28 protein-coding genes and 2 pseudogenes are annotated in these 25,496 nt (G+C 69.4%); 17 read left to right on the top strand and 13 right to left on the bottom strand.

From position 1 onward, the window contains the following. Window positions 1–233: 233 nt before the first annotated feature. Window positions 234–617: an EF-hand domain-containing protein gene (locus Q5H91_RS12355; protein ID WP_305173711.1), complete on the bottom strand. Its 384-nt coding sequence runs from the start codon at window positions 615–617 to the stop codon at window positions 234–236. An 11-nt stretch (window positions 618–628) separates the two neighbouring features. Continuing rightward, complete coding sequence (locus tag Q5H91_RS12350; RefSeq protein ID WP_305173710.1) at window positions 629–1,195, bottom strand: HNH endonuclease; 567 nt, start codon at window positions 1,193–1,195, stop codon at window positions 629–631. A gap of 68 nt (window positions 1,196–1,263) precedes the next feature. Here Q5H91_RS12350 and gluQRS point away from each other — a divergent pair, with 68 nt between their 5' ends. The 5 genes from gluQRS to egtD are packed head-to-tail and all read left to right on the top strand — an operon-like array spanning window position 1,264 to window position 5,250. Then, window positions 1,264–2,142: a tRNA glutamyl-Q(34) synthetase GluQRS gene (gluQRS, locus tag Q5H91_RS12345; protein WP_305173709.1), complete on the top strand. Its 879-nt coding sequence runs from the start codon at window positions 1,264–1,266 to the stop codon at window positions 2,140–2,142. Window positions 2,143–2,151: 9 nt separating this feature from the next. Then, on the top strand, window positions 2,152–2,379 hold the full coding sequence (locus Q5H91_RS12340) for a twin transmembrane helix small protein (RefSeq protein ID WP_305173708.1): 228 nt from the start codon (window positions 2,152–2,154) through the stop codon (window positions 2,377–2,379). Window positions 2,380–2,395: 16 nt separating this feature from the next. Further along, entirely contained in the window at window positions 2,396–2,965 is a 570-nt protein-coding gene (locus Q5H91_RS12335; RefSeq protein ID WP_305173707.1) for a cob(I)yrinic acid a,c-diamide adenosyltransferase, read from the top strand. Window positions 2,966–3,008: 43 nt separating this feature from the next. After that, on the top strand, window positions 3,009–4,271 hold the full coding sequence (egtB, locus tag Q5H91_RS12330; protein WP_305173706.1) for an ergothioneine biosynthesis protein EgtB: 1,263 nt from the start codon (window positions 3,009–3,011) through the stop codon (window positions 4,269–4,271). A 1-nt stretch (window position 4,272) separates the two neighbouring features. Beyond that, complete coding sequence (egtD, locus tag Q5H91_RS12325) at window positions 4,273–5,250, top strand: L-histidine N(alpha)-methyltransferase (RefSeq protein ID WP_305173705.1); 978 nt, start codon at window positions 4,273–4,275, stop codon at window positions 5,248–5,250. A 153-nt stretch (window positions 5,251–5,403) separates the two neighbouring features. Here egtD and Q5H91_RS12320 read toward each other — a convergent pair whose 3' ends face one another. Continuing rightward, window positions 5,404–6,504: a DUF1176 domain-containing protein gene (locus Q5H91_RS12320; RefSeq protein WP_305173704.1), complete on the bottom strand. Its 1,101-nt coding sequence runs from the start codon at window positions 6,502–6,504 to the stop codon at window positions 5,404–5,406. A 70-nt stretch (window positions 6,505–6,574) separates the two neighbouring features. Between Q5H91_RS12320 and Q5H91_RS12315 the strand changes: the two genes are divergently transcribed. The 3 genes and pseudogenes from Q5H91_RS12315 to Q5H91_RS16585 form a co-directional block, all read left to right on the top strand. After that, window positions 6,575–7,444, top strand: coding sequence for a 3-hydroxybutyryl-CoA dehydrogenase (locus Q5H91_RS12315; protein WP_305173703.1), 870 nt, complete (start codon window positions 6,575–6,577; stop codon window positions 7,442–7,444). Window positions 7,445–7,929: 485 nt separating this feature from the next. Continuing rightward, window positions 7,930–9,159 (top strand): annotated as a pseudogene (locus Q5H91_RS12310) (esterase-like activity of phytase family protein); the annotation flags it as partial. Between the two features lie 180 nt (window positions 9,160–9,339). Beyond that, window positions 9,340–9,450: pseudogene (locus tag Q5H91_RS16585) on the top strand (PEPxxWA-CTERM sorting domain-containing protein); the annotation flags it as partial. Between the two features lie 7 nt (window positions 9,451–9,457). On the opposite strand, the gene Q5H91_RS12305 reads toward Q5H91_RS16585, so the two are convergent. The 4 genes from Q5H91_RS12305 to Q5H91_RS12290 are packed head-to-tail and all read right to left on the bottom strand — an operon-like array spanning window position 9,458 to window position 12,332. Beyond that, window positions 9,458–10,216: a MerR family transcriptional regulator gene (locus Q5H91_RS12305; protein WP_305173701.1), complete on the bottom strand. Its 759-nt coding sequence runs from the start codon at window positions 10,214–10,216 to the stop codon at window positions 9,458–9,460. Between the two features lie 54 nt (window positions 10,217–10,270). After that, window positions 10,271–10,702 carry a type II toxin-antitoxin system VapC family toxin gene (locus Q5H91_RS12300; protein ID WP_305173700.1) on the bottom strand — a complete coding sequence of 144 codons (432 nt, stop codon included), beginning with the start codon at window positions 10,700–10,702 and terminating at the stop codon, window positions 10,271–10,273. After that, window positions 10,699–10,956: a type II toxin-antitoxin system Phd/YefM family antitoxin gene (locus Q5H91_RS12295; protein ID WP_305173699.1), complete on the bottom strand. Its 258-nt coding sequence runs from the start codon at window positions 10,954–10,956 to the stop codon at window positions 10,699–10,701. The genes Q5H91_RS12300 and Q5H91_RS12295 overlap by 4 nt, the downstream gene beginning before the upstream one ends. Window positions 10,957–10,994: 38 nt before the next feature. Continuing rightward, window positions 10,995–12,332 (bottom strand): NupC/NupG family nucleoside CNT transporter, encoded by a 1,338-nt coding sequence (locus Q5H91_RS12290; RefSeq protein WP_305173698.1) that lies wholly within the window; start codon window positions 12,330–12,332, stop codon window positions 10,995–10,997. A 159-nt stretch (window positions 12,333–12,491) separates the two neighbouring features. Between Q5H91_RS12290 and Q5H91_RS12285 the strand changes: the two genes are divergently transcribed. From Q5H91_RS12285 to Q5H91_RS12255, 7 genes are all read left to right on the top strand, one after another. After that, window positions 12,492–13,127, top strand: a complete 636-nt coding sequence (locus tag Q5H91_RS12285) for a queuosine precursor transporter (protein WP_305173697.1) — start codon at window positions 12,492–12,494, stop codon at window positions 13,125–13,127. A gap of 94 nt (window positions 13,128–13,221) precedes the next feature. Further along, window positions 13,222–14,802 carry a GH39 family glycosyl hydrolase gene (locus tag Q5H91_RS12280; RefSeq protein ID WP_305173696.1) on the top strand — a complete coding sequence of 527 codons (1,581 nt, stop codon included), beginning with the start codon at window positions 13,222–13,224 and terminating at the stop codon, window positions 14,800–14,802. 49 nt (window positions 14,803–14,851) lie between these two features. Continuing rightward, a complete protein-coding gene (gene argB, locus Q5H91_RS12275; protein ID WP_305173695.1) occupies window positions 14,852–15,769 on the top strand; it encodes an acetylglutamate kinase in 918 nt (305 codons plus the stop codon). 120 nt (window positions 15,770–15,889) lie between these two features. Continuing rightward, window positions 15,890–16,195, top strand: coding sequence for a YggT family protein (locus Q5H91_RS12270; protein WP_305173694.1), 306 nt, complete (start codon window positions 15,890–15,892; stop codon window positions 16,193–16,195). Next, entirely contained in the window at window positions 16,195–16,497 is a 303-nt protein-coding gene (locus Q5H91_RS12265; protein WP_305173693.1) for a DUF167 domain-containing protein, read from the top strand. Before Q5H91_RS12270 ends, Q5H91_RS12265 begins: the two co-directional genes overlap by 1 nt. Next, window positions 16,494–17,351 carry a bifunctional methylenetetrahydrofolate dehydrogenase/methenyltetrahydrofolate cyclohydrolase FolD gene (gene folD, locus Q5H91_RS12260; protein ID WP_305173692.1) on the top strand — a complete coding sequence of 286 codons (858 nt, stop codon included), beginning with the start codon at window positions 16,494–16,496 and terminating at the stop codon, window positions 17,349–17,351. The genes Q5H91_RS12265 and folD overlap by 4 nt, the downstream gene beginning before the upstream one ends. Then, the gene (locus Q5H91_RS12255) at window positions 17,351–17,974 is read left to right on the top strand and encodes a MarC family protein (RefSeq protein ID WP_305173691.1); all 624 of its coding nucleotides are present in this window, start codon (window positions 17,351–17,353) and stop codon (window positions 17,972–17,974) included. The genes folD and Q5H91_RS12255 overlap by 1 nt, the downstream gene beginning before the upstream one ends. 5 nt (window positions 17,975–17,979) lie before the next feature. Here Q5H91_RS12255 and Q5H91_RS12250 read toward each other — a convergent pair whose 3' ends face one another. From Q5H91_RS12250 to Q5H91_RS12240, 3 genes are all read right to left on the bottom strand, one after another. Beyond that, window positions 17,980–18,459: a hypothetical protein gene (locus tag Q5H91_RS12250; protein WP_305173690.1), complete on the bottom strand. Its 480-nt coding sequence runs from the start codon at window positions 18,457–18,459 to the stop codon at window positions 17,980–17,982. Window positions 18,460–18,584: 125 nt separating this feature from the next. Continuing rightward, a complete protein-coding gene (locus Q5H91_RS12245; protein ID WP_305173689.1) occupies window positions 18,585–18,746 on the bottom strand; it encodes a Flp family type IVb pilin in 162 nt (53 codons plus the stop codon). A 65-nt stretch (window positions 18,747–18,811) separates the two neighbouring features. Next, window positions 18,812–20,584: an AcrB/AcrD/AcrF family protein gene (locus Q5H91_RS12240; RefSeq protein WP_305173769.1), complete on the bottom strand. Its 1,773-nt coding sequence runs from the start codon at window positions 20,582–20,584 to the stop codon at window positions 18,812–18,814. A 134-nt stretch (window positions 20,585–20,718) separates the two neighbouring features. Between Q5H91_RS12240 and Q5H91_RS12235 the strand changes: the two genes are divergently transcribed. Both Q5H91_RS12235 and Q5H91_RS12230 read left to right on the top strand, forming a co-directional pair. Continuing rightward, window positions 20,719–21,138 (top strand): GtrA family protein, encoded by a 420-nt coding sequence (locus Q5H91_RS12235; RefSeq protein ID WP_305173688.1) that lies wholly within the window; start codon window positions 20,719–20,721, stop codon window positions 21,136–21,138. 251 nt (window positions 21,139–21,389) lie between these two features. Continuing rightward, complete coding sequence (locus Q5H91_RS12230) at window positions 21,390–22,115, top strand: class I SAM-dependent methyltransferase (protein ID WP_305173687.1); 726 nt, start codon at window positions 21,390–21,392, stop codon at window positions 22,113–22,115. Here the strand turns inward: Q5H91_RS12230 and Q5H91_RS12225 are convergent. Genes Q5H91_RS12225 through Q5H91_RS12215 form a run of 3 tightly spaced genes read right to left on the bottom strand, consistent with a single transcriptional unit; the run spans window position 22,112 to window position 25,381 of the window. After that, the gene (locus tag Q5H91_RS12225; protein ID WP_305173686.1) at window positions 22,112–23,206 is read right to left on the bottom strand and encodes a glycosyltransferase family 2 protein; all 1,095 of its coding nucleotides are present in this window, start codon (window positions 23,204–23,206) and stop codon (window positions 22,112–22,114) included. The two genes, Q5H91_RS12230 and Q5H91_RS12225, sit on opposite strands and share 4 nt — an antisense overlap. A gap of 43 nt (window positions 23,207–23,249) precedes the next feature. Further along, window positions 23,250–24,671, bottom strand: a complete 1,422-nt coding sequence (locus Q5H91_RS12220) for a M48 family metalloprotease (RefSeq protein ID WP_305173685.1) — start codon at window positions 24,669–24,671, stop codon at window positions 23,250–23,252. Further along, complete coding sequence (locus Q5H91_RS12215) at window positions 24,668–25,381, bottom strand: HPP family protein (protein ID WP_305173684.1); 714 nt, start codon at window positions 25,379–25,381, stop codon at window positions 24,668–24,670. The genes Q5H91_RS12220 and Q5H91_RS12215 overlap by 4 nt, the downstream gene beginning before the upstream one ends. Window positions 25,382–25,496: the final 115 nt, after the last annotated feature.

Here is a 25,496-nt window from a genome sequence, read left to right as displayed (position 1 = left end):
ATGGTTTCGGTGCGGCCGATGATGCGCGCTGACGCTGGCGGCACCGTGTCCATGGGTCCCGGCATCCGCCGGGATGACGCAAAGAGGGGTATGCTCTTCCCTTCGTCATTCCCGCGAAGGCGGGAATCCAGACACGCTGACGCTGCGGTGCAAGCCATAAACGTCAGCGTCTATGGATTCCCGCCTGCGCGGGAATGACGAAGAGGGGGTGAGTGTCACCCTTAGCGCAAACTCTATTCCTTTCGCGCCGCGCGCGCCGTCCGCCGCTCCTCCGAGGTCACGGTACCGTCCTGGTTCAGGTCCATCGCGTCGAACCGCTTCAGCATGCCTTCGGAAAACTCGCTCTCGGTGATCTCGCCATCCTTGTTGCGGTCGAGTTCCAGCAGGCGCGAATCGGCGCGGGGCATCTCGTCATGGCTGATGACGTCGTCACCGTCGCGGTCCAGCGTGCGGAACCGGCGTGCGGCGGCGCTGCCATAGTCGAGGCGCGAGGTGACGGAGGGCGGGGTGAAGGCGGCGGCGCGGGCGTCGGCCGCCTTGCTCTTTTCATCGTCGCCGGGGCCGCACGCCGCGGTCGCCAACCCCAACACCATCATCGCCACGCCTGCCCGCATCATCGACCCCTGTCTCACGCTTCCAGCTCAACGTCCCAGTAGAGCCAGTCGTGCCATGTGTCGTGCAGGTAGTTGGGCGGGAAGGACCGGCCATGCTCCTGCAGGTGCCAGTTGGTCGGGCGGATCGGTTCCAGGTGGAGCGGCATCGCCGCCTCGCGCGGGGTACGCCCGCCCTTCCTGAGGTTGCACGGCGCGCAGGCGGTGACGACATTCTCCCATGTCGTCCGCCCGCCCTGCGCGCGCGGCACGACATGGTCGAACGTCAGATCGCGCGACACGCCGCAATATTGGCAGGCGAAGCGGTCGCGCAGGAACAGGTTGAAGCGGGTGAAGGCGGGAAATTGCGAGGGCCGCACATATTGCTTCAGCGCGATGACGGAGGGCAGCTTCAGCGCGAAACTGGCGCTCCTCACCTCGCGCTCGTAATGGGCGACGATGTCGACCCGGTCGAGGAACACCGCCTTGACCGCGGTCTGCCACGGCCACAGGCTGAGTGGATAATAGGACAGCGGCGTATAGTCCGCGTTCAGGACGAGCGTCGGGCAGCTGTCGGGATGTCGGATCAAATCGGGATGAAACACACGCTTCCCCAATCAAGGCCGGAAGCGCTGTCGCCCACCGGCGTGACGGCAGCATGACAGCACGGCCGATGATTCGCGGTCAAGAGGAACAGGTGGTCAGCCGCTTCGCGCCGAGCCCGACCGGGCGGCTGCACCTGGGCCACGCCCTGTCGGCGATCCGCGCGCATGATCTGGCGAGCGCGGCGGGCGGGCGCTTCCTGCTCCGCATCGAGGATATCGACGGCACGCGCAGCCGGGCGGAGCATGTCGCGACGATCCTAGACGATCTGGCCTGGCTGGGTCTGCGCCACGAGCCGCCGGTGTTCCAGTCGGAACGGCTGGCGCTCTATGACACGGCACTGGCGGAGCTGCGGACGCGCGGGCTGGTCTATCCCTGCTTCTGCACCCGCGCCGAGATCGCGGCGAGCGCCAGCGCCCCGCACGGGCCGGTCGCGGCCTATCCGGGAACGTGCCGGCCGCTGGCGCCCGCGGCGGCGGCGGCCCGAATGGGGGAGGCGCATTGCTGGCGGCTGGATTTGGCGCGGGCGCTCGCGCAGCCCGGCATGGCGGACGAGGATCTCTGGTGGCATGACGCCGCCGCCGGTCGGGTCCGCGCGGACCCGGCTTCGCAGGGCGACGTCGTCCTCGCGCGCAAGGACGCGCCTGCCAGTTATCACCTTGCCGTGACCGTCGACGACGCGGCGCAGGGCGTGACCGACGTGGTCCGCGGCGTCGACCTGTTCGACGCGACGCATGTCCATCGCCTGCTCCAGGCGCTGCTCGGCCTGCCGACGCCGCGCTACCACCACCACCCGCTCCTGACCGGCGCCGACGGACAGCGGCTCGCCAAGCGGCACGGCAGCCCGACGCTGGCCGCGATGCGCGCGGCCGGGGTGGACGGAAAAAGCGTGGCGGATGACCTGCGTAACGGTCGTCTGCCCACTGGCTTTTCGGTCGCGAATGCCTAGATTGACGCCATGAACACGTTCCTCGTCATCCTGCTGATCGCCGCGATGATCGCGACGGTCGTGGCGCTCGTCCGCGGCATCGTCGCGTTTCTCCAGGAATCCACCGCCGAGGTGAAGGGCGATGGCCCCAGCCGCGCGGCGCTGAAGTCCAACCGCATGATGCAGCAGCGCATCTTCTTCCAGGCCGGCGCGATCCTGATCGTCGTGCTGATCCTGTTCGCCGCCGGCCGCACCTGACCGGCGGCAGGCGGCGTTGGTCCGGCTGACGAAGATCTACACGCGAACCGGCGACGACGGCTCGACCGGCCTCGTCGACGGGTCTCGCGTGTCCAAGGCGGCGGCGCGCATGGCCGCGATCGGCGACGTCGACGAGGCGAACAGCGCATTGGGCGTCGCCCTGACCGATATCGACGAGGGTACGATCCGCGACGCGCTGCTGGCGGTGCAGAACGACCTGTTCGACCTCGGCGCCGATCTGGCCACCCCCGGCGACGACTTCGCCCCCGGCGAGCTGGTGCTGCGCATCGTGCCCGAGCAGGTCGCGCGGCTGGAGCAGGAGATCGACCGGGTCAACGCGGACCTGTCGCCGCTGCGCAGCTTCATCCTGCCCGGCGGCAGTGCGGGCGCGGCGGCATTGCACTTGGCGCGCGCGGTGACCCGCCGGGCCGAACGGGCGATGGTCGCCGCGGCCGGGGACGCGGCGATCAATCCGCACGCATTATCCTATATCAACCGCCTTTCCGATTTCCTGTTCGTTGCCGCGCGGGCGCTGAACCAAAACGGGGCGGGGGACGTTCTGTGGGTTCCGGGGGGAACGCGTTGAGCCGATCGGCTCGTCTCGCGAACGGGCGAAGGGATGGGCGATCATGGCGAGCAGGCTGTCGGATGATCCGACCAGGGATCCGGCGGGCGATGCGCTTGCCGCTCGCTTCCGTGCCGTCCGGCGGCTGACGCTCGACCTCACCGCCCCCCTGTCTGACGCCGACGCGACCGTCCAGTCGATGCCCGACGCCTCCCCGGCGAAATGGCACCTGGCGCACACCACCTGGTTCTTCGAGACGTTCGTGCTGCGCGACCATGTCGGCGGCTACGTCCCCTACGACCCGCGCTTCGCCTTCCTATTCAACAGCTATTACGAGGCGGAGGGCCGCCGCCACGCGCGCGACCGGCGCGGCATGATTACCCGGCCGTCGCTGGACGAGGTGCGCGGTTACCGCGCGCATGTCGATGCCGCCCTGTCCGCTGCACTGCCCGACCTGCCGGAAGCCGCATGCGCGCTGGTCGAGCTTGGCTGCCATCATGAGGAGCAGCATCAGGAGCTGCTCGTCACCGACCTGATCCACCTGTTCGCGCAGAATCCGCTGGAACCCGCGCTGTTCGCCCCCGAGCGTGCCCGGCCGGTACAGGCGGCGGCGCCGCTCGGGTGGATCCAGCAGCCCGGCGGTATCGTCCGGATCGGCCATGACGGCACCGGCTTCGCGTTCGACTGCGAGGGGCCGCGTCACGACGCGCTGCTGCACCCGCATGCCATCGCCGACCGCACCGTGACCAATGGCGAATGGGCCGCGTTCATCGCGGACGGCGGCTATCGCGAGCCGCGCTGGTGGCTGGCGGACGGCTGGGCCTGGGTGAAGGCGGAGGGGATCACCGCACCGCTCTATTGGGAGGAAGGCGAGGGCGGCTGGACCCGCTTCGGCCTCGACGGGCGGCGCGCGGTCGATCCGGCGGCACCGGTGACCCATGTCAGCTTCTTCGAGGCGGACGCCTATGCCGCCTGGGCCGGCGCGCGCCTGCCGACCGAGGCGGAGTGGGAGGCGCTGGCCGCCGACGCCGATACCGCTGACGGCAACCTGCTCGATCGCGCCGGCGCGGTCGCGCCGCGGCCCGGCGGCGGCCTGTTCGGCGACGTCTGGGAATGGACCGGCAGCGCCTATCGCCCCTATCCCGGCTTCCACGCCGCCGAAGGTGCGGTGGGCGAGTATAACGGCAAGTTCATGAGCGGCCAGTTCGTGCTGCGCGGCGGCAGCTGCGCGACGCCGCGCGGCCATGCGCGCGCCAGCTATCGCAACTTCTTCTACCCGCACCAGCGCTGGCAGTTCACCGGCGTGCGCCTGGCCAAGGACGCCTGACATGCTGAAGCAGGAAGCGGCCGACGGCACGCGCAGCTTCGCCGACCCGCAGTTCCGCGCCGACGTGCTCGCCGGGCTGGCGCGCCGTCCGCGTGCGATCCCGGCACGCTGGTTCTACGACCGGCGCGGCTCGGAACTGTTCGAGGCGATCACCGATCTGCCCGAGTATTACCCGACCCGGACCGAGATCGGCATCCTCTCGCGCATCGGCGGCGACGTGCGTGCGCGCGTCGGGGCCGGCCGCGCGGTGGTGGAGTTCGGCTCGGGCTCCTCGACCAAGACACCGCTGCTGCTCGGCGCGATCGATCCGTCCGCCTATGTCCCGATCGACATATCGGGCGACTTCCTGCGCCAGTCCTCACGCGCGCTGTCCGCCGCCTTCCCCGACCTGCTGGTGCTGCCGTTCGAGGCGGATTTCATGCGGCCGCTGGCGCTGCCCCGCGCGATCGCCGACGCGCCCAAGCTCGGCTTCTTCCCCGGCTCGACCATCGGCAACATGACGCCGCTGATGGCGACCGACCTGCTGCGCGCGATGCGCGCCTCGCTGGGCGAGGGCGCGATGCTGCTGATCGGCATGGACCGGATCAAGGGTGCCGACGTGCTGGTTCCCGCCTATGACGACGCGGCCGGGGTGACCGCGGCGTTCAACCTGAACCTGCTGGAGCGGATCAACCGCGAGCTGGCCGGCACGGTGCCGGTCGATGCCTTTCGCCATGTCGCCCGCTGGAACGACGATCGCGCGCGGATCGAGATGCATCTCCAGGCGCAGCGCGACGTGGATTTCACCGTCGACGGCCGCCCGTTCCAGATGGCGGCGGGCGAGACGATCCATACCGAGAACAGCCACAAATATGGTGCTCGCGACGCCCGCATCCTGCTGCGCGCCGGCGGCTGGACGCCGGTGGCGGAGTGGACCGACCCGGACGGGCTGTTCGCCGTCTACCTTGCCGAAGCGCAGGCGGAACGCCCGGCGCCTTAGGAGATCCTCCCCTGCAAGGGGAGGGGGACCGCCGCGAAGCGGTGGTGGAGGGGTGTCCCCGGTTGCGAGGACACGCGACCGCACCAACGTCGATACCCCTCCGTCAGCCCTTCGGGCTGCCACCTCCCCTTTCAGGAGAGGATTTTAGAACGCCTACCCCCGCACCACCTGCGTTCGCCACGTCGTGATGTAGTTCGGGTTCCCCCGGCACTCGCCCATCTCGGCCTGGTCGGTCAGGCGCAGTCGGGTGCCGTCCCATACCAGCGTCTGGCTGACGCCGCAGTCACCCAGCCCGCGCCCCTTGGCATAGCTGGTCAGCTCGCCATCCTTCCACGTCCCGTTGACGACGCTCTCCAGCCTGTCGGTCCCGGCCGCCGGGGTAGGGCCAAAGCCGGTCGGCGCGTCGACGCGCGCCGGCGCGACCTTGCCGTCCTTCATGACGAACAGGGTCGACGACAGGTTGTAGGCGCCGGCCGAGCAGGGCAGCAGCACCAGGGTCGCTCCGCCACCCAGCGGATGCGTCTCGGGCTTCCAGATGTCGCTGTCGGCCATGCGGTCATCCTCGCATCCCGCGACCTGCCGCATCCGCGCGAGTTGCGTGGCTGTCGGTGTCGCAGCGATGCCGGTGGCGACCGGCGCGCGAACGACCGGGGCGGCGGTTGCCTCGGGTACGGTATCTGCCGGCTGCGCTCCCGTCGCCACCACGGCGGTGACGGTGCCGGCACGCCCCTGCTGCGCGTCGATATAGCGCAGCGCCGCTGAGGCGCCCGCCAGCGAGATCACTGCCCGCTGCCTGTCGCCTGCCTCCAGCACCGCCAGCGTCGTGCCGTTCGCCAGCGCGCGGACCACCGCCTGCGCGGCCGCGCCGTTCAGCGTCGCGAGCGGCAGGCGTTTGCCGTCGACCGAGACCGCGACGGGCGTTGTCGGCCGCCCCTCGCCCGGCACGTCGAACGACAGGTCGAACCCGCCCGCCGGCCCCGGCTGGCGCAGGATCGCCATCGTCACTTCGGGAAACAGCCCGCCATCCGGGCCGAGCGACGCCATGGTGCACAGGTGCGTGTTGTCACAGCCGACCGCCCAGTCGCCGAAGGTCTTCAGCGCGCCGGGCCGGACCGGCACGTCCGCCGCCGCAGCCGGCGTCGGCGATGCGACCGGGGTGGGGGAGGGCGTCGGCGACGCGGCATTGTCGGGTGCGACCTGCACCGAACAGGCGGCGAGAATCCCGAGCGTGGCGGCGGGCAAAGCGATACGCATCATCGGCATCAACGGCGCGGCTGGCAGCGGCGTTCCCCAGCCGCTACAGCCCGGCCCAAGGAGATACGTGATGCAGACGATTGGCGTGATCGGGGCGGGTCAGATGGGCGCGGGGATCGCGCAGGTATCGGCACAGGCCGGCTACCGCGTGCTGCTCGCCGATGTCTCGCGGGAGCAGGCGGACAAGGGCAGGGCGGGCATCGCCAGGCAGCTCGACCGGCTGGTCGCCAAGGAGAAGATCGCCGCCGACGCGCGCGATGCGGCGCTCGCGCTGATCGAGCCGGTCGACGGCGTCGCGGCGATGGGCGACTGCGCGCTGGTGATCGAGGCGGCGACCGAGCGCGAGGGTGTAAAGCGCCAGATCTTCGCCGATGTCGGCAAGGTGCTCGGCCCCGACGCGGTGCTGGCGTCGAACACCTCGTCGATCCCGATCACCCGGCTGGCGCAGGCGGCCCCCGATGCGGCGCGCTTCGTCGGGGTCCATTTCTTCAACCCGGTACCGGTCATGGGCCTGATCGAGCTGATCCGCGGCCTCGCCACCAGCGACGCGACGGTGGCGAAGGTGGAGGAGTATGCCCAGGCGCTCGGCAAGCGGGTGGTGCGTGCCAACGACGCCCCCGGCTTCATCGTCAACCGCGTGCTGATGCCGATGCTGAACGAGGCGTGCTTCGCCCTGGGCGAGGGGGTGGCCACCATCCCCGACATCGACGCCGCCTGCCAGCTCGGGCTGAACCATCCGATGGGGCCGCTGACGCTGGCCGACTTCATCGGGCTCGACACCTGCCTCGAGATCACCCGCGTCCTGTTCGAGGGCACCGGCGATCCCAAGTTCCGCCCCGCGCCGCTGCTGGTGAAATATGTCGAGGCGGGCTGGTACGGCCGCAAGACCGGTCGCGGCTTCTACGATTATTCGGGCGCGGAGCCGGTGCCGACGCGGTAATCCGCCGCGCGGACCCATGATTTCGCGCGAAGACGCCAAGACGCTAGAGGCGAGTGCGATCAGGACGGCACGCATCAAGCCCCTCCCCTTCAGGAGAGGAGTTGGGGTGGGGCGCTTCCCCGGGTGGCGCGCCTGCGGATACGCCCATCCCCGGCCCCTCCCCTGAAGGGGAGGGGTGCGCAGTCGTGATCGCAATTGGCCTCAAGACGACAAGGGTTCACGCGGAGGCGCGGAGGAGCGGAGGTGTCTCGCGCGGTCCCGCGGCAGCTCTTGATCTGCGGTCGGGGATGATGAGGGTGCGCTGCCGCGCCCGATACATCTCCGCGTCTCCGCGGCTCCGCGTGAACCCCACTTCCTTCTTTTATCTTGGCGTCTTCGCGTCTTAGCGCGAAAGCTTCTCCTGTGTCGAAACGACACGCCCGCAACCTGTCGCGAAACGGTCGCGGCTTCGTCACGGGCGCGTAACGCGATGCCTGTCTGGCACGATGGTAAACAGGGGAGTTACCATCATGCGTCCGTCGTTCCTGCTCGCCACCGCCGCCGCCTTGCTCGCGCCGCTGCCTGCCGCCGCTGTCACCCTCGTCTCGGCGCTGGCCGTGCCCAACGGCACCGACCTGTCGGGGCTGTCGGGCGTCGGCAACAACCGCTTCGGCGGCTTCGGGTCGGACCTGATCTACGATGCGGGCACGCAGACCTTCTGGAGCACGACCGATCGCGGTCCCGGCGGCGGCGTTCTGTCCTATGCGCCGCGGCTGCAGGGCTTCACGCTCGACATCAACCAGAACACCGGCGCGATTGGCGGCTTCACCCTGACCAACACCACGCTCTACACCGTGGCCGGCCAGAATTACGACGGCCAGAACCCGCAGCTGCTGAACGGCAATTCGGGCACCCTCGGCCGCTCGCTCGATCCGGAGGGGCTGGCGCGGCTGCCGAACGGCAATTTGCTCGTCTCCGACGAGTACGGCCCTTCCGTCTATGAGTTCACCAAGGGCGGCCAGTTCGTCCGCGCATTCGAGACGCCGTCGAACCTGCTGCCCCGTGACGCCAGCGGCAACGTCAACTATGTCGACGGCTATCCCACCTCGGCAAGCGGCCGGCAGGACAATCGCGGGTTCGAGGGGCTGACGATCAGCCCCGACGGCAAGACCGCCTATGCCATCCTCCAGGACCCGCTGCAGCAGGACGGCAAGCCCGCCAAGTCGAGCGATGCGCCGGGCATCTACAGCCGCAACACGCGCATCGTCGCCTTCGACGTCGCGACCGGCAAGCAGACCGCGCAATATGTCTATCAGCTCGAATCGCTGACCGACATCAACGACCGAATCCCCGGTACCTCGGACGATTTCAAGAGCGACAAGCAGGGCCGCTCGATCGGCGTGTCAGCGATCCAGGCGGTCGGCGACAAGACGCTGCTGGTGCTGGAGCGCGACAATCGCGGCTTCGGCGTCGACGATCCCAACGGCGCCAAGCCGGTCGGCAGCAAGCAGATCTTCAAGATCGACCTGACGAACGCGACCGACGTGAAGAATATCAGCGTGGCCGGCAGCAACGGCCTGCCCGCCGGCGTCACTCCGGTGGCGAAAAGCGCCACGCCGTTCCTCGACATCGCCGCCGCGCTGCGCGCGATGGGACAGCCGGTGCCCGAGAAGATCGAGGGCTTCGCCTTCGGCCCGCGGCTGGCGGACGGCAGCTACACGCTGATCGTCGTCACCGACAACGACTATTCGGTGACCCAGAACGGCAGCGGCACGCAGTTCGACGTGTGCACCAGCGGCGTGAACGGCAGCGGCACCAGCGTGCAGGTGGCGCTCGGCGCCGGCTGCCCGGCGGGCACCACGCTGCTGCCCAACATGGTCTACAGCTTTCGGCTGAGCGAGGCCGAATATGCCTCGCTGACCGCCGCGGTGCCCGAGCCCGCGACCTGGGCGCTGATGCTGACCGGCTTCGCCATGGTCGGTGCCGCCGCCCGCCGCCGCCGCAAGGTGGGCGTGCGCTTCGCCTGACGGCAGCCTATCCGCCGCGTCGCACCTCGCCGACGCGGCGGATGAAGGTCCAGACGTCGTGCGGGAACGGCGGCGCCTGTTCGTCCTGCCAATTCGGCATGTCGTCGTACATCCGCGTCACCCCGGCCATCATCGCCGGGGTGGCGACCTGGGTGAAGGGCGCGAGCAGCGCCTGCCACGCGTCGAACAACGCGCCTGCCTCCGCCGAGTGCGGGTCGAGCGGCAGCGCCGCCGCGATCCGCGCCGACAGGTCGGTCCACTGCGCGGCATATGCCGCCTGGTCGAAATCGGCAGGCATCGCCGCGTCGGCGAAGTCGGCCTCGGCCTGTGCGCTCAGATAGCGGTCGGACACCGCCTTCCAGTTCTGCTGTTCCATCGTCATGTCTCCGGTTCGAATGAGCGAGCACAGGGTCGCGACGTCGACCGGCTCGCGGCGGTCGAGGCGGGACTGGACGGCGCACAACAGGGTACGCGCGGCCGCGAGATCGGCGGCACGGGCGTCGATCGCCGCCAGCTGTGCGGCGACGAGGCGGGGCAGGTCGACCTGTCGGTCGCCGAGCAGCTCTGCGATTCGGGCGAGCGTGAAGCCCGCCCGCTTCAGCGCGACGACCGCGTGCAGCCGTGCGAGCTGCCCCGGCCCGTACAGCCGCCGCCCGCCGGCACTGCGCAACGGCCGCACCAGCCCGCGCCCCTCGTAGAAGCGCAGCGCCCGCGCCGTCAGCCCCGTGGCCCGCGCCACCTCCGCAATGTCGATCGCCTGTTCCATCGGACAGGGGATAGCGGTTGACGCTGCGTCAGCCGCAAGGGGGAAAATGGCGGGCTATTGTGATGCGGTGCCATACGCCCAGGGATCGACCAGCCGCACGCCGGTGCCGGCGAAATCGCGCACATTGCGGGTGGCGAGCATCAATCCGTGGACCAGTGCGGTGGCGGAGATCAGAGCATCGATCTCCGGGCGCGGGTCCGGGACATGAAGCCGCGCTGCAACGCGGGCGATCTCCGCGCCGACCGGCAGAATGCGTGCCGAGAAGCGTGGCAGGATCGCCGCCTCCCACCACAAACGTAGCCGCTGCCCCTGATCGGCATCGCGCCGCTCCAGCAGCAGCATGCCCCGCTCCAGTTCGAGCACGGTCATCGCCGAAAGGAACGTCGCTTCCTCATCCTGTTCGGTAAGCCACGCCATGACCTGCGGGTCGGGTCCACCCCGTCGCTGCCGCAGTTCAGACACGACGTTGGTATCGAGGAGGATCATTCCTCCGTATCGAACGCGAAAGGCGTCGCCATTGCCCGCGGGGCCAGGGTGAGTGCGATGTCCTCCGTGCCCGGCCAGGCCAGCAGGTCGACCAGCCCCCGCGCCTCACCCCCCAGCCGCCGATACTCGTCATAGCTCAGCAGCACATGCGCCGGCTGGCCGCGATCGGTGATGATGACCGGCCCCTCCCGCGCCGCGCGCTTGGCGCCGGCGATGTCCTGGTTGAACTCGCGGGCGGTGAAGTGGCGGGTCATGACAGCAATGTAGCATTGATGCTACATGGTCACAAGGATCAGCCGATCAGCAATCCCGCCAGCGCCGCCGACATCAGGTTCGCCAGGCTCCCCGCAATCAGCGCGCGGATGCCAAGGCGGGCGATCATCGGTCGCTGGTTGGGGGCAAGACTGCCGGTCACCGCCATCTGGATCGCGATCGACGAGAAATTGGCGAAGCCGCACAAGGCAAAGGTGATGACCGCCACCGTGCGCGGGCTGAGCACCGCCGCCTGCTTGCCGAGATCGATATAGGCGACGAACTCGTTCAGCACGATCTTCTGCCCGAACAGCCCGCCGGCGATCCCCGCCTCGCTCCACGGGATGTTGAGGAGCACCATGACCGGCGCGAAGACATAGCCGAGCAGCCCTTGGAACGACAGGTCGGCAATCCCGAACCAGCGCCCGACCCCGCCGAGCAGCCCATTGGCAAGCGCGACCAGGGCGACGAACGCCAGCACCATCGCGCCGACTGCCACGGCCAGCCGCACGCCGGTCTGCGCCCCTTGCGCCGCCGCCATGATGATGTTGGCGGGCTTCTCCTCGTCGTGCGTCGCCTCGGGCATCGGCTCGCCCGGCGTGCCACCCTCGGGCAGCAGCGCGGCTGGGCCCTGGCCGCTGATCCGGTGCTCGGCCAGCTGGATCACGCGGCCCTCATCGGGCTGGTCGCCCAGCGGCAGCTCGCCCTCGGGCGGCAGGCTGCGGTCGGGCATCACGATCTTGGCCATCAATATGCCGCCCGGCGCTGCCATGAAGCTCGCCGCCAGCAGATACTCGATGCGGATGCCCATCGACGCATATGCCGCCAGGATCGTGCCGGCCACGCCGGCCATGCCGCTGGTCATCACCGTGAACAGCTGCGGCGGGGTCAGCCCGGCCAGATAGGGGCGGATGACCAGCGGCGATTCGGACTGGCCGACGAAGATGTTCGCCGCCGCACACAGCGATTCGACCTTGGAGGTGCCGACCACCTTCTCGATCGCGCCGCCGACCCAGCGCACCACCAGCTGCATGACGCCCAGATAATAGAGGATCGACACCAAGCTGGCGAAGAAGATGATGACCGGCAGCGCCGCGATCGCGAAGCTGGTGCCGCCGACCGCCGGGCTGGCGAGGTTGCCGAACAGGAATTCGGTGCCGCGCTGCGAGTAACCGAGCAGCGCCGCCACCCCTTCCGACGCGGTCGCCAGCGCCGCGCGCCCCGGCCCCCAATAGAGCACCACCACGGCGATCACCGCCTGTAGCGCGAAGGCGGCGCCGACCACGCGCAGCCGGATCGCGCGCCGGTCGGTCGAGATCAGGACGGCGATGCCCAGGATGACGATGATGCCGGCAATGCCGATCAGCAGCCGGCTCACGCGTGCGGCCGCCCGTGAAAAGTCGCGAAGGTCACGCCCGTCATCCCATGCTCGCGGGCCCGCGGCCCGTCCCAATCCCGGTTTGCCGGGTTATCACCATAAATCGCGGCATTAGGACAGCCGATTGTGCGCGGCGGCATCAGACGTTAGCGTCCCGCGATGGATACCCGCCCCGCCGCCATCTCTCCTTCGCTGTTCGCCTTCTCGATCTTCTACGGCGGCATGGTGTGCATCGCCGGAGTGCTCGGCAACAAGCAGGTCGCGCTCGGACCACTCGCGGTCGAGGCGGGAATCTTCGCCTTCCTGCTGCTGGTCGTCACCTCCAGCGCGGTGGCGGAACTGCATGGGCCGCGCACCGCGACGCGGCTGGTGCGGATCGGCTTCGTGCCGCTGATCGTCTCGATCCTGCTTGCGATCGTCGTCCTGGCGGTGCCGGCCAGTCCGCAGATGGAGCCGGCGCGCGCCGATGCGTTCGCGCTGATGATGGGCGGCACGCCGCGGATCTGGGCGGGCGGGATCGTCGCCTATGGCATCTCGCAGACGCTGAACGTCACCATTTTCTCGTGGCTGAAGGGGCGTGAGGGCGCCAAGCTCCTCTGGCTGCGCGCCGGCATCGCCAGCATCCTGAGCCAGGTGGTAGACACCTTGCTGTTCGTCAGCATCGCATTCCTGGGCATCTTCCCGATAGGCGAGCTGCTGCTCGGCCAGATGCTCGCCAAGGTGGTGCTGTCCGCCGTGCTGGTGCCGCCCGCCATCTACCTGTTCGTGGCACTGGGCCGGCGGCTGGATCGGTAATCCACGCAAGCACCTGTATGAGAGACGCTTTTCACCTGCGCGATGTCGTGATACCGCTATCACAGATAAAGTGAGGGAGAGCGGGATGCGGGGCATGGCGAAGCGATGGGAGTGGCAGCTTGCCCTGGGCCTGGCGGGCGCGCTGCCGCTCGCGGCCCCGCCGGCACAGGCAGCCCCGACGGAGGTCGCCGCGGTCCGCGAGATCCGGGTCGACGCGCGTGCGCCGACCCGCCCGCGCGATCCGATGGCGCTGATGTCGGTCGGCTCCGACTATCCCGGCGTGCTCATCCGCGACGACAGCCTGGCGCAGCTCGCCATCGTCCAGCGCGAGCTGGGCTTTCGCTACATCCGCTTCCACGCGCTGTTCCACGACGCGCTCGGCACCTATCGCGAGGTGAACGGGCGGCCGGTCTATGACTGGACGCGGATCGACTATCTCTACGACCGGCTGCTGAAGCTGGGCATCCGGCCGTTCGTGGAGCTGGGCTTCACCCCGCACGCGATGCGCACGTCGGACCAGACCCTGTTCTACTGGAAGGGCAACACCTCGCACCCGCAGCCGGAGAAATGGTCCGCGCTGGTCGATGCCTTCGTTCGCCACGCCATCGCCCGCTATGGCGCGAACGAAGTGCGGCGCTGGTATTTCGAATTCTGGAACGAGCCCAATCTCGACGGGTTCTGGGAGGGCGCCGACAAGGCCGCCTATCTCGATTACTATGGCCGCACGGTGCGCGCGATCAAGGCGATCGACCCGCAATTGCGGGTCGGCGGCCCGGCCACGGCGGGCGCGGCCTGGGTGCCGGAGTTCCTGGCCTATGCCGATACGCACCGCCTGCCGGTCGATTTCATCGCCACCCACACCTACGGGGTCGAGGGCGGCTTCCTCGACGAGAGGGGCGAGGGCGACAACAAGCTGTCGCGCAATCCCGACGCGGTCGTCGCCGACGTACGCAAGGTGCGCGCCGAGATCGAGGCGTCGAAGCATCCCGGCCTCCCGCTGTTCTTCACCGAGTGGAGCACCAGCTACAATCCGCGCGACCCGATCCACGACGATTATCTGAGCGCCGCCTATATCCTCGCCAAGCTGCGCCGGACCGAGGGACTGGCCCAGGGCATGAGCTATTGGACGTTCAGCGACCTGTTCGAGGAGCCGGGGCCGCAGAAGCGGCCGTTCGAGGGCGGCTTCGGCCTCATGACGCCGCAGGGCGTGCGCAAGCCGGCCTGGTTCGCGTATAAATATCTCCATGAGCTGGGCGACCGCGAGCTGCCGACCGGCGATCCCGACAGCATCGCCGCGGTGAAGGGCAAGGCGATCCAGCTGCTGGCGTGGCGCGACGTGTTGCCCGATCAGCCGGTCAGCAACCGGCCCTTCTTCACCAGGGTGCGCCCGGCGGCGGCCGCCGCGCCGCTGCGGCTGCGCGTCGCCGGGCTGGCGCCGGGGCGCTATACGGTCCGCACGCGCCGGACGGGTTTCCGCCAGAACGACGCCTATACCGCCTATCTCGAAATGGGCCGACCGGAGACGCTGGATGCCGCGCAGCTGGCGACGCTCCAGTCGCTGACCCGCGACCGGCCGGTGGTGTCGACGGTGCGGGCCGGGCGCGACGGCACCGCGACGCTCGACCTGCCGATGCGCGATCATGACGTCGTGATGGTGGAACTGACGCGCGGGTAGCGGGCGGTAGCGCTTCCGCTCGCCGTCCGCCGCCGCTAAAGGCGCGCGCATGACCAGCCATGCACCCGATGCCGCCCTGCTCGCCAAGGCGGAGACGCTGACCGAGGCGCTGCCGTACCTGCAGCGCTATGCCGGCAAGACCTTCGTGGTGAAATATGGCGGCCACGCGATGGGCGACCCCGAGTTGCAGCGCGACTTCGCCGAGGATGTGGTGCTGCTGAAGGCGGTCGGGGTCAACCCGGTCGTCGTCCATGGCGGCGGCCCGCAGATCGGCGCGATGCTGAAGCGGCTGGGGGTCGAGTCGCAGTTCGTCAACGGCCTGCGCGTCACCGATGCCGAGACGGCGAAGGTCGCCGAGATGGTCCTGGCCGGATCGATCAACAAGGATATCGTCGGCTGGATCGGCCAGGCCGGCGGGCGCGCGGTCGGCATCTCGGGCAAGGATGCCGGGCTGGTGCTGGCGGAAAAGGTCGGGCGGATGGACGCCGACCCGCTCCAGGGCATCGAGCGCCACGTCGACCTGGGCTTCGTGGGTGAGCCGATCGCGGTCGACCGCCGCATCATCGACACGCTGTCCGCCGCCGACATCATCCCGGTCGTCGCACCGGTCGGCATCGGTGCGGACGGCCACACCTACAACATCAACGCCGACACGATGGCCGGCGCGATCGCCTCTGCGCTGGGCGCGGCGCGCTTCTTCCTCCTCACCGACGTCGCCGGGGTGCTGGACAAGCAGGGGCAGCTGCTCACCGCGCTTGATCCCGCCCGCGTCGCCGAGCTGCGCGCCGACGGCACCATCACCGGCGGCATGATCCCCAAGATCGAGACCTGCGTCGCCGCCGTCCAGTCGGGTGTCGACGCCGCGGTGATCCTGGACGGGCGCATCCCCCACGCCATGCTGCTGGAGATCTTCACCCGCGCGGGTGCCGGCACGCTGGTCAGCGCGACCGGGGTGGCGGGGCGCTAAGGGTCCGTTTGAAAACTCGCAAAACGTGCGCTCAGCACGTTTTCAAACAGCCTCTAAGGTAGCCCTTCTCCCGGCGCACCCGCGTCCCTATAGAACAGCGACATTCATCGGAGCCCCGCCTTGATCGCCATCCTCCAGATCGTCCAGCTGCTGCTCAACATCGTCTGGTGGATCATCGTCGTCCAGGCGATCCTGTCGTGGCTGATCGCGTTCAACGTCATCAACACCTATAACGACTTCGTCCGAACGGTGTGGAACGCGCTGGGTCGGATGACCGAGCCGATGTACCGTCCGATCCGCCGCATCCTGCCCGATTTCGGTGCGCTCGACCTATCGCCGCTCGTGGTGCTGCTGCTGATCTACATCCTGTCGAACATCGTCCTGCCCAACATCGCCGCGAACTATCTGGCCGCCAACCCCTATTGATGGCAGCCTGGCGGCAGCGGGACGACGGCATCGACCTGGCCGTCCGCGTCACGCCGCGCGGCGGCCGTGATATGCTGGCGGCGGGCACCGACGATCACCTTGCGGCGCGCCTCGCCGCCGCGCCGGTCGACGGGGCCGCCAATGTTGCGCTCGTCCGCCTGATCGCCGCGCATTTCGGCGTTGCCAGGCGCGACGTGACGCTGGTCGCCGGCGACACCGCGCGGCTGAAGCGGCTGCGCGTCGCCGGCGATCCCGCAGTGCTGGCGAAGACCGCCGCTGCCCTCTATGAGGCCGGGTCATGAGCGCGAAGATCATCGATGGAAAGGCGATCGCCGCGGACCTGCGTGCGCGGGTCGCGGGCGAGGTGGCGACATTCCGGGCGGCGGCAGGGCGCGCGCCGGGGCTCGCCGTCGTTCTGGTCGGCGAGGATCCGGCCTCCTCGGTCTATGTCCGCTCCAAGGGCCGCGCCACGCGCGAGGCGGGGATGGAGAGCATCGAGCATCGCCTGCCCGCCGATACCGACACCGCCACGCTGCTGGCGCTGGTCGCGCAGCTGAACGCCGATGCGGGCGTCGACGGCATCCTGGTCCAGCTGCCACTGCCCGCCGGCGTCGACACGCAGGCGGTGCTGCTGGCGATCGACCCGGACAAGGATGTCGACGGCTTCCATCCGGTCAATGCCGGGCGCCTGGCGACGGGGATGCCGGGCTTCGTCCCCTGCACCCCGCTCGGCTGCATCATGCTGCTCAAGTCGGTCCATCCGACGCTGTCGGGAATGGACGCGGTCGTCGTCGGTCGGTCGAACATCGTCGGCAAGCCGATGGCGCAGCTGCTGATCGCCGAGAGCTGCACCGTCACCGTCGCGCACAGCCGCACGCGCGACCTGCCGGCGGTGGTTCGCCGCGCCGACATCGTCGTGGCGGCGGTCGGCATCGCCGGGCTGGTCAAGGGCGACTGGATCAGGCCCGGCGCCACCGTGATCGACGTCGGCATCAACCGGACCGACACGGGGCTGGTCGGTGACGTCGACTTTGCCGGGGCGGTGCAGGTCGCCGGCGCGATCACCCCGGTGCCCGGCGGGGTCGGCCCGATGACGATCGCCTGCCTGCTCGCCAATACCCTCGACTCCGCGCGCCGGCGAGAGGGCGTCGCCTAGTGCTGGAGCTGTTCGTCTCCTCGCTCATCACCTTCTTCGTGGTGATCGATCCGCCCGGTTGCGCGCCGATCTATGCCGGGCTGTCGGCGGGGGCGACGCCGGCGCATCGGCGGTCGATGGCCGTGCGTGCGGTGCTGGTCGCCGCGGCGATCCTGCTGGTCTTCGCGCTGTTCGGCGAGGACCTGCTGCACGGCCTGGGCATCGAGCTGGCGTCGTTCCGCATCGCTGGCGGCATCATGCTGTTCCTGATTGCGCTCGAAATGGTGTTCGAGAAGCGCACCCAGCGCCGCGAGGATCGCGCCGCCAAGGTCGCCGAGCATCCGGAGGAGGCGGAGGACGTCTCGATCTTCCCCATGGCGATGCCGATGATCGCCGGGCCGGGATCGATCGCGTCGGTGATGCTGCTGATGAGCCGCAACGAAGGGCTGGAACGCTCGCTGGTGATCCTGGCCGCTCTCGGCACGATCCTGCTGCTGACGCTGGTCGCGCTGCTGGCGGCCGGGCCGCTGATGCGGCTGCTGGGCGCGAAGATCGAGGCGGTGATTACCCGTCTGCTCGGCGTGTTGCTGGCGGCGCTGGCGGTGCAGTTCGTGATCGACGGGGTCGAGGTGGCGCTGCGGTAGAGTTCTCAAGATCGCCATGCGCCCCAAATGGCGTGGATTGTCCACAATCCACCTACCAGCAATCCAGCCACGCCAATCTTTTGAACACTGTCAGTAAACAGGATTTTGGCCGGCATAGGAGCGTCCAGACAAAGCCACCTGACAGACCGATAGACCAGGCAGCCGCCGCCGATTGCGCCAATGTGCACGAGCAAACGTAATTCTAGACTTGAACGTTTTTGCCCCAAGACGATCGCGAACATACCGGCGGCTGCAAGGCAGACGATCAGCCAACCGAGTACCTCAGCGAGTCCACGCCAGCCGGTTGGGCCAACTCCGTCGGTCAGCCCGGCGAGCCCGATCGCCGTCCCAGGCGCTACGGTTAAGCAGCCCAAGCCCTTACGCATATTGGCATCCGACATGCAAAGCGCCCCCTTTAAGGCGGTCGCCGATATGGCATGTCCGTGAAGAGCAGATGCAGATGTCATCTGTTTATTGTCGATCACTCTCCGTCATCCCCGCGCAGGCGGGGTTTCAGAGGCGCTGACGTTGGCGGCCCTTGCGCAAACCTGCGCGTCTGGATCCCCGGCTCCGAGGGAATGACAGAGCAGGGGGCACTTGGCCCACCCGCTCACTTCATATTGGCGGACACCGCGTTGAAGGTCGTGTTCAGCTTGGTGCCCAGCCGCGACATGGCGCCGATCGCCGCGACCGCGATCAGGGCGGCGATCAGGCCATATTCGATCGCGGTCGCGCCGCGACAGTCGCGCAGAGCGCGGATAAGCAACATCATCAGAAATCTCCCTGCGTAAAAGTCCTAAACGACGGGGGAGAACAAATCCTTAATCGGACCTTCGCTCACGAGATCCGGTATAGCCGGTACGGCGACTTGCGCGGCAGCGGCAGCGGGGTCAGCCATGGGTATTTCGCCCCGTGCGCCATCCGGTCGTAGAAGCCACCGGGATTGCGGCTGCGATAGATGGTCGATTCCGCCATGTTCGGGCACAGCAGCAGCAGCGTCGCGCCGTGCCGCTTCATGATCGCCCGCGCCTGGTCGGGCGAGCGGCTGAAGGCGTGCTGCACGTCCAGGATCGCGTCGCCGTTGCGGTGATACGGCCCCGCGATCGCATCGTGGTGGGTAACCGTAATCAGCCGCGGCCCCAGGTCGACGAAGGTGAAGACGGTCGCCGCCGGATAGCGGTTCAGCGTCAGCAGGCGGCTGGTCCGCATGCACTCGCCGGTCGCGCCGTTGACGCGCCGTGTATAGGCGCTGGGCGGATCGATGTGCAGATACTGCACCGCCAGCCCGGCAAAGGCGCCCGACACCAGCACGAACGCCGTCACCGTGCCCAGCACCCGCACCGGCATCAGCCGGTGGCCGAGCAGCCACGGGAACAGGATTACCGCCAGCGCCACCGCGCCCGGCACCGCCAGCAGCTGCGCGGCAGGCCCGGCGCGGGTCTGCCACAGCAGCATCAGCGTCGCGAAGATGGTGAACAGCGCCACCGCCGCCCAGCCGACCGCCGCCGGCGCCCGCCGCGCGCGCCACGCGCCGACGATCGCGCCGACCAGCCCGATCACCGGCAGCGTCGCGATCGGGAAGGCGACGCGGAACGGATGGGCGTAGAGCGGCTTGGCCTCGCGCACATTGTTCAGCCATGTGCGCGCCAGTTCGGGCGACACCTGCTCGGGCCGGCCCAGGCATTGCGGGAAGAAGGCGGCGAAACCGACCACGATCGCCGCCCCCGCCGCCGCCGCCAGCGCCAGCCGCACGATCAGCGCGCGGGGGGACAGGAAGGCGAGGATATAAAGCGCCAGCCCACTCGCCGCGACCACCGCCAGCCACACCGGCGTGAAGGCGTCGCAGCGCATCGTCCAGTTGGCGCTGGAGGCAAAGGCGGCGAACATCGCCGCACCGCCCAGCCCCAGCGTGACCGCATAGGCGTCCAGCCGCCGCTCCTCGCCCGCGTCCCACACCCAGCGCAGCGTCGTGATCGCACCGGCCATGGCGATATAGGGCAGCATCTCCAGCCCGATCGCCAGCGACACGACGCTCGCCAGCCCGACCAGCGCACCGCCGCGCGGACCCCGGGGATCGCATAATCCCGCGACCGTCACGGCCAGGCAGGCGAGCTGCCAGCCGTGATGGTCGATCCGCATCGGCATGAACATCGCCAGCGTCTGCGCGGCGCTCATCATCAGGAACAGCAGCGCCAGCGGCCAGCTGATCGCCCCGACCAGCCGCCGCACCGTCGCCGCCAGCGCGACCAGCGCGATGCCGAGCGGCAACAGCGGCGCGATGCCGCAGGCCAGCCGCTCCGCCATCGAGGCGGACGTGAACTGGCGGAAGAGCAGGATCAGCCCGGCGATCGGCAGGTCGACCACCCGGCTCCAGTGGATGTCGAAGCCGGCCGGCGGGTTCATCCGGTACTGGCGCAGGTCGTACCAGCCCTGACCCGCCATCCAGGCGCGCACCTGCATCAGGCGCATATTGTCGTCGGTGTCGCCCAGCGACAGCCAGCGTATGCCGGTCCACCGGTCCCACACGAACCAGGCGGCGATGGCGAGCCAGGCGACCAGCACCAGCGCCAGCCAGTGCCGGTCGAGATTGCGGCGCAGCTCCGCGGGCAGTTGCGGCGGCGCGGGGGCCGGTGCCGCGTCAGTGCGGGGGTCCGACGAACCATCCAGGATCAAAACGCTTTCCCCTCGCCCGTGCCGGCACTACAGCGACCCGCTCTAATCTCGACGGTGCAAAGAACAAGCCGGTGGTGACAGCAAGGATCGAGGCGTGGCGGACGAGCGGCTTGCTCGGTCAGCTGGTCCGCTTCGGCGTGGCGGGCGGCATCTCGACGCTGATCTACAGCGCGGTCTACCTGCCGCTGACCAGCTGGGTATTCCGCCGCGACCATGCCGTCTACGCCGTACCCATCGCCTTTGCGGTCGCGGTGAGCGTGGGGTTCGTCCTGCACAGCCGCTGGAGCTTTCGGGGACACGGCACGCGCCGCGGCGGCTGGCAGCAGGCGCAGTTCGTCGGCGTGCAGGCCACCGGCATGGTCATCAACGCGGCCGTGACCTGGATCGGTACGGCCCATTTCGGCCTGCCCGCCTGGGCGCCGCTGCTCCCGGCGGTCGCGCTGGCGACGATGGTCACCTTCGCCCTCAACCGCTGGCTGGTGTTCGCGTGAGGGTCCAAACTCAGTCAGAACAGGGTCGTGACGGATGTCGCCCGCCGCTTCGCGGTCGTCCGTGGAAGAGCGCCGGATGGGCGGGTGGAACGATGCCCCGCATCGTTCCAGCCATGTCCGGGGGACATGGCGGCCCAACCATCCGTCGCTTGCTTGCGCGTAACGCAGCTACGCGACTGCGCTGCGCTCCTTGTCGGCGGTCTTCCACGGACGATCACGATCCCTGTTCTGACTGAGTTTGGACCCTGACCATGGATCGCATCGTCTATGACCGCATGGCCGCGCACGACTCCACCCACTGGTGGTATCGCGCGCGCCGCGACATCCTCGCGGATTACCTGACCCGCTATGGCGACCTGCCGGCGAATGCGCGCATCCTCGAAATCGGCTGCGGCACCGGGCATAATCTGCCGATGCTGGCGCGGTTCGGCACGGTCGAGGCAATCGAGATCGATCCCGCCGCCCGCGCCATCGCGGCTGAGCGGCTGGGCCGGCCGGTCGGCGCGGCGCCGCTGCCCGGACTGCCGGGGGTGGAGCGCGGCGCGTATGACCTGGTCGCGGTGCTCGACGTGGTCGAGCATATCGAGGACGACGTTGCGGCGCTGGCGGCGATGAAGACGCTGCTGAAGCCGGGCGGCAAGATCCTGATCGCGGTGCCCGCGCACCAGTGGATGTGGAGCGCGCACGACGTCGTCAACCACCATCACCGCCGCTATTCGAAGGCGACGTTGCGGGCGGCGATCACGGCGGCGGGGCTGACCCCGGACAAGCTCGGCTATTTCAACAGCCTGCTCTTCCCGCTGGCGGCGGGCGCGCGGCTGCTCGGCCGGCTGACCGGACGCGACGACAGCGACGATTCGCCGCCGCCGCCGCTCGTCAACTCGCTGTTCGAGACGGTCTTCCGGCTGGAGCGCCACATGGTCGGCCGGATGCCGATGGCGCCGGGCGTATCGATCGTGACGCTGGCGCGGCCCTAGCGTGCAAGCCCCTCCCCTTCAGGGGAGGGGTTGGGGTGGGGCGTCTCCACGAGCACCTCTGCGTGAGGAAGCGCCCCACCCCCAGCCCCTCCCCTGAAGGGGAGGGGAGCGGGTTGGACCGCCTCCGCCCGGAACCCCAGGGTCGCCTGTCCCTGTACCGGGCCGGCAACGTCGGCGATCAGGTAGAGCGGCCGCCGCTTCGACTCGATGTAGAGCCGCCCCAGATACTCGCCGATCATCCCCAGCACGAACATCTGCACCGCGCCCAGCACCACGGTGACGAGCATGGTCGAGGTCCAGCCCTGCACCGCCGTTCCCGACAGCCAGCCTGCGGCGATGTAGAGGATCAGCAGCACCGACACCCCCGTCAGCGCCAGCCCGACATGGCTGGCGAAGCGCAAGGGCGCGGTCGAGAAACCGGTCACCGCGTCGAAGGCGAGCCGCACCATCTTGCCCAGCGGATAGTTCGTCTCGCCTGCCAGCCGCTCGGCCCGGTCATAGGGGAAGGGGACCTGCCGGAACCCGATCCACGCCACCATGCCGCGGATGAAGCGCGCCTGCTCGGGCAGCGAGAGGAGCGCGTCGAGCGCGCGGCGGCTCATCAGCCGGAAATCGCCGGTGTCGAGCGGGATCGGCGTGTCGGTGACCCGGTCGAGCACGCGGTAGAAGGCGGCGGCGGTCGCCTTCTTGAAGATCGTCTCGCCCTCGCGCCGGCGGCGGACGGCATAGACCACGTCGGCCTCCTGCGCCGCCATCGTCCGGCGCATGTCGGCGAGGAGTTCCGGCGGGTCCTGCAGATCGGCGTCGATGATGAGGATCTGCGCGCCGGCGCACAGGTCCAGCCCGGCGGTCAGTGCCAGCTGGTGGCCGTGGTTGCGCGACAGGTTGATCGCGACGACATGGGCGTCGGCGGCGGCGATCCGCTGCATCGCCGGCCAGCTGTCGTCGCGCGAGCCGTCGTTGATGAGGACGATCTCAAAATCCTCGCCCACCGCGTCCCGCGCGGCGGCGGCGACACGCGCGTGCAGCGTCTTGAGGCACGCCGCCTCGTTGTAGCAGGGAATGACGACGGACAGGGCGGGACGGTGCATGGCGCAGACATAACCGCTGCCCGCGCCGCTGTCATCGCCGCGGCTAGCCGGCGACCACCAGCTTCACCAGCGTCCCCGCGCGCAAGGGTGCCGATCCGTCGAGCCCGTTCAGCGTCAGGAACCGCTCGCGGCGCAGGTCCGGATAGGCCATGCGCGCCGCCAGCGTGTCGACCGTGTCGCCGCTGCCGACCGTAACCACCCGGATCACCTTGCCGCGGATCGCCGCGGCGTCGGCGGCGGACAGCGGCGCGACGCTGGCGAGCAGCGGCTGGAACGGCCCGATCCCGCTTCCCGCCGGCGTCACCAATGTGAAGGTATAGATCGCGGCGGGGAAGCGGTACGCGACCACCGTCGCGTCGACCGCGCGCCCGTTGGCGGCGGCGCGGACGGTGCGGTACGCGTAGGACAGGCCGTTGGCGCTGCCGGCCTGCGTCTCGCCGTCCGCGGTCACGCCCAGCGCGCGGAAGCGGGCGGCGAGGGCGGTGGCGGGATCGCTGCCGCTCGCGGTCTGGAACTGCGCCTGCCCGCCGCTGCCGACGACGGTCACCGCATCGTCGCCATTGGCGATGCGATAGCCTGCGGGTGCGGCGAAGCGGACGCGCAAGGCAGGATGGCGGAAGCTCTGGCCCTCGACCACGCCCTGCGCCGGATCGTCGTCGTAGCGCAGCCCGTCGAGCATCTTCAGGAACGCGGTGTCCTGCGGCGGCGATGCCTCTGGCCGGCCGGTCGCGGCGGCGAGCTGCTCGGCGCGGCGCACCCGGTCGGCGCTGTTGGGATGGGTCGAGGCCCAGGTCGGCACCGCATTGGCGTCGCTGCCCGCCGCGCGTGCGGCAAGCGCGGTCGATGCGCCCAGCGCGCCCAGCATGTTGGCGGCGGCATAGGGGTCATACCCCGCGGCGGTGATGTAGCGCACGCCCAGCGCGTCGGCCTGATACTCCTGATCCCGACCATATTTCAGCGTATAAAGCTGCGCCCCCGACCCAACCAATTGTGTCGCCAGGCTGCTGCCGGTCAGCAGTCCCGCGCCTGCCGCCAAGATCGACCCGATCGTCGAACGGGTCTGGCGCCACTGCGAGTGGCGGGCGGCGACATGGCCGACCTCATGCCCCAGCACCGATGCCAGCTCGGCCTCCGAATTCATCAGCGCCAGCAGCTGGCGGGTCACGTAGACATAGCCGCCGGGGATGGCGAAGGCGTTCTCGACCGGCGAGTTGAGCGTCGTCACGGTGAAGTCGCCGGTGGCATTCGACAGGCCGGACTGGACTGCGACCCGCTTGCCGACCCGCTCGACATAGCCGGCCTGTGGGCCGGTATAGGCGCCGCCGAACTGCGCCACCAGCTGCGGATTGGCGGCCGCGCCCTGCCGCTTGTCGGACGCGGAGATCGCGCGTGCCTGCTGCTGCTGGGCGACGACCGGCGCGGCGCTGGCGAGCAGCATGGCGGCGGTCAGGACGCGTGTGGTCATCGGCTGGGTTCCCCTGTCTTGCGCAGGGTCAAAGGTCCATACCGGCCTTTGTTCCCCTTCACCCGCGCCGTCGCGTGCCGCTCGGCATGGGTCAGGAGCGCGTTCAGATCCTCGCGGCTGATGTCGAAGCTCTCGTGCATGTCGGCCAGCGCCGCGTCGATATCGGCGTCGTGCAACGCCGATCGCGATGCGGCCGGTGCGGCAACATGCGGATAGGTGCGCGCCGTCGCCCGGTGCAGGATCATGCCGATCGACACGAGCGCGACCGAGTTGATGCATACGGGTGTGAAGGCGAACGCGAAGCCCGCGGCGTGGATACCCTGGCTGCCGATCACCGCGGTCAGCGCCGCCGCGCCGCCGGGCGGATGCAGGCAGCGCAGCAGCGACATCGCCAGGATCGCCGCCCCGACCGCGACGCCCGCCGCGATGGTAGCATTGGGGATCAGCGTGAACGCCGCCACGCCCACCAGTGCCGAGATCGTGTTGCCGCCAACCACCGGCCAGGGCTGCGCCAATGGGCTGGACGGCACCGCGAACACCAGCACCGCCGACGCGCCCAGCGGCGCGACGATGATCGGCAGGTCGGCGGCGGTCAGCGGTAGGCCCGAACACACGACGATGGTCAGCGCGATCGCCACCGCCGCGGTCGCGCAGCCGATCAGCCGCTGCGGCAGGTCGGCGCCGGCGAGAAGGGGTTCGAAGAGGCGCAAGGGTCAGGGTCCATGGTTGTTGGATAGCAGGTAGTGTCGTACATTCCGGAATAACCCCTCCCCTTCAGGGGAGGGGTTGGGGTGGGGCCTCTCCCCAGGCGCCGCGGCCGCGGAA

The organism is Sphingomonas aurea, from assembly GCF_030678875.1.
GTDB classification, from domain to species: domain Bacteria; phylum Pseudomonadota; class Alphaproteobacteria; order Sphingomonadales; family Sphingomonadaceae; genus Sphingomonas; species Sphingomonas aurea.
Note: the sequence above shows the minus strand (reverse complement) of the source record. Positions and strands in the feature narration are given on the sequence as shown.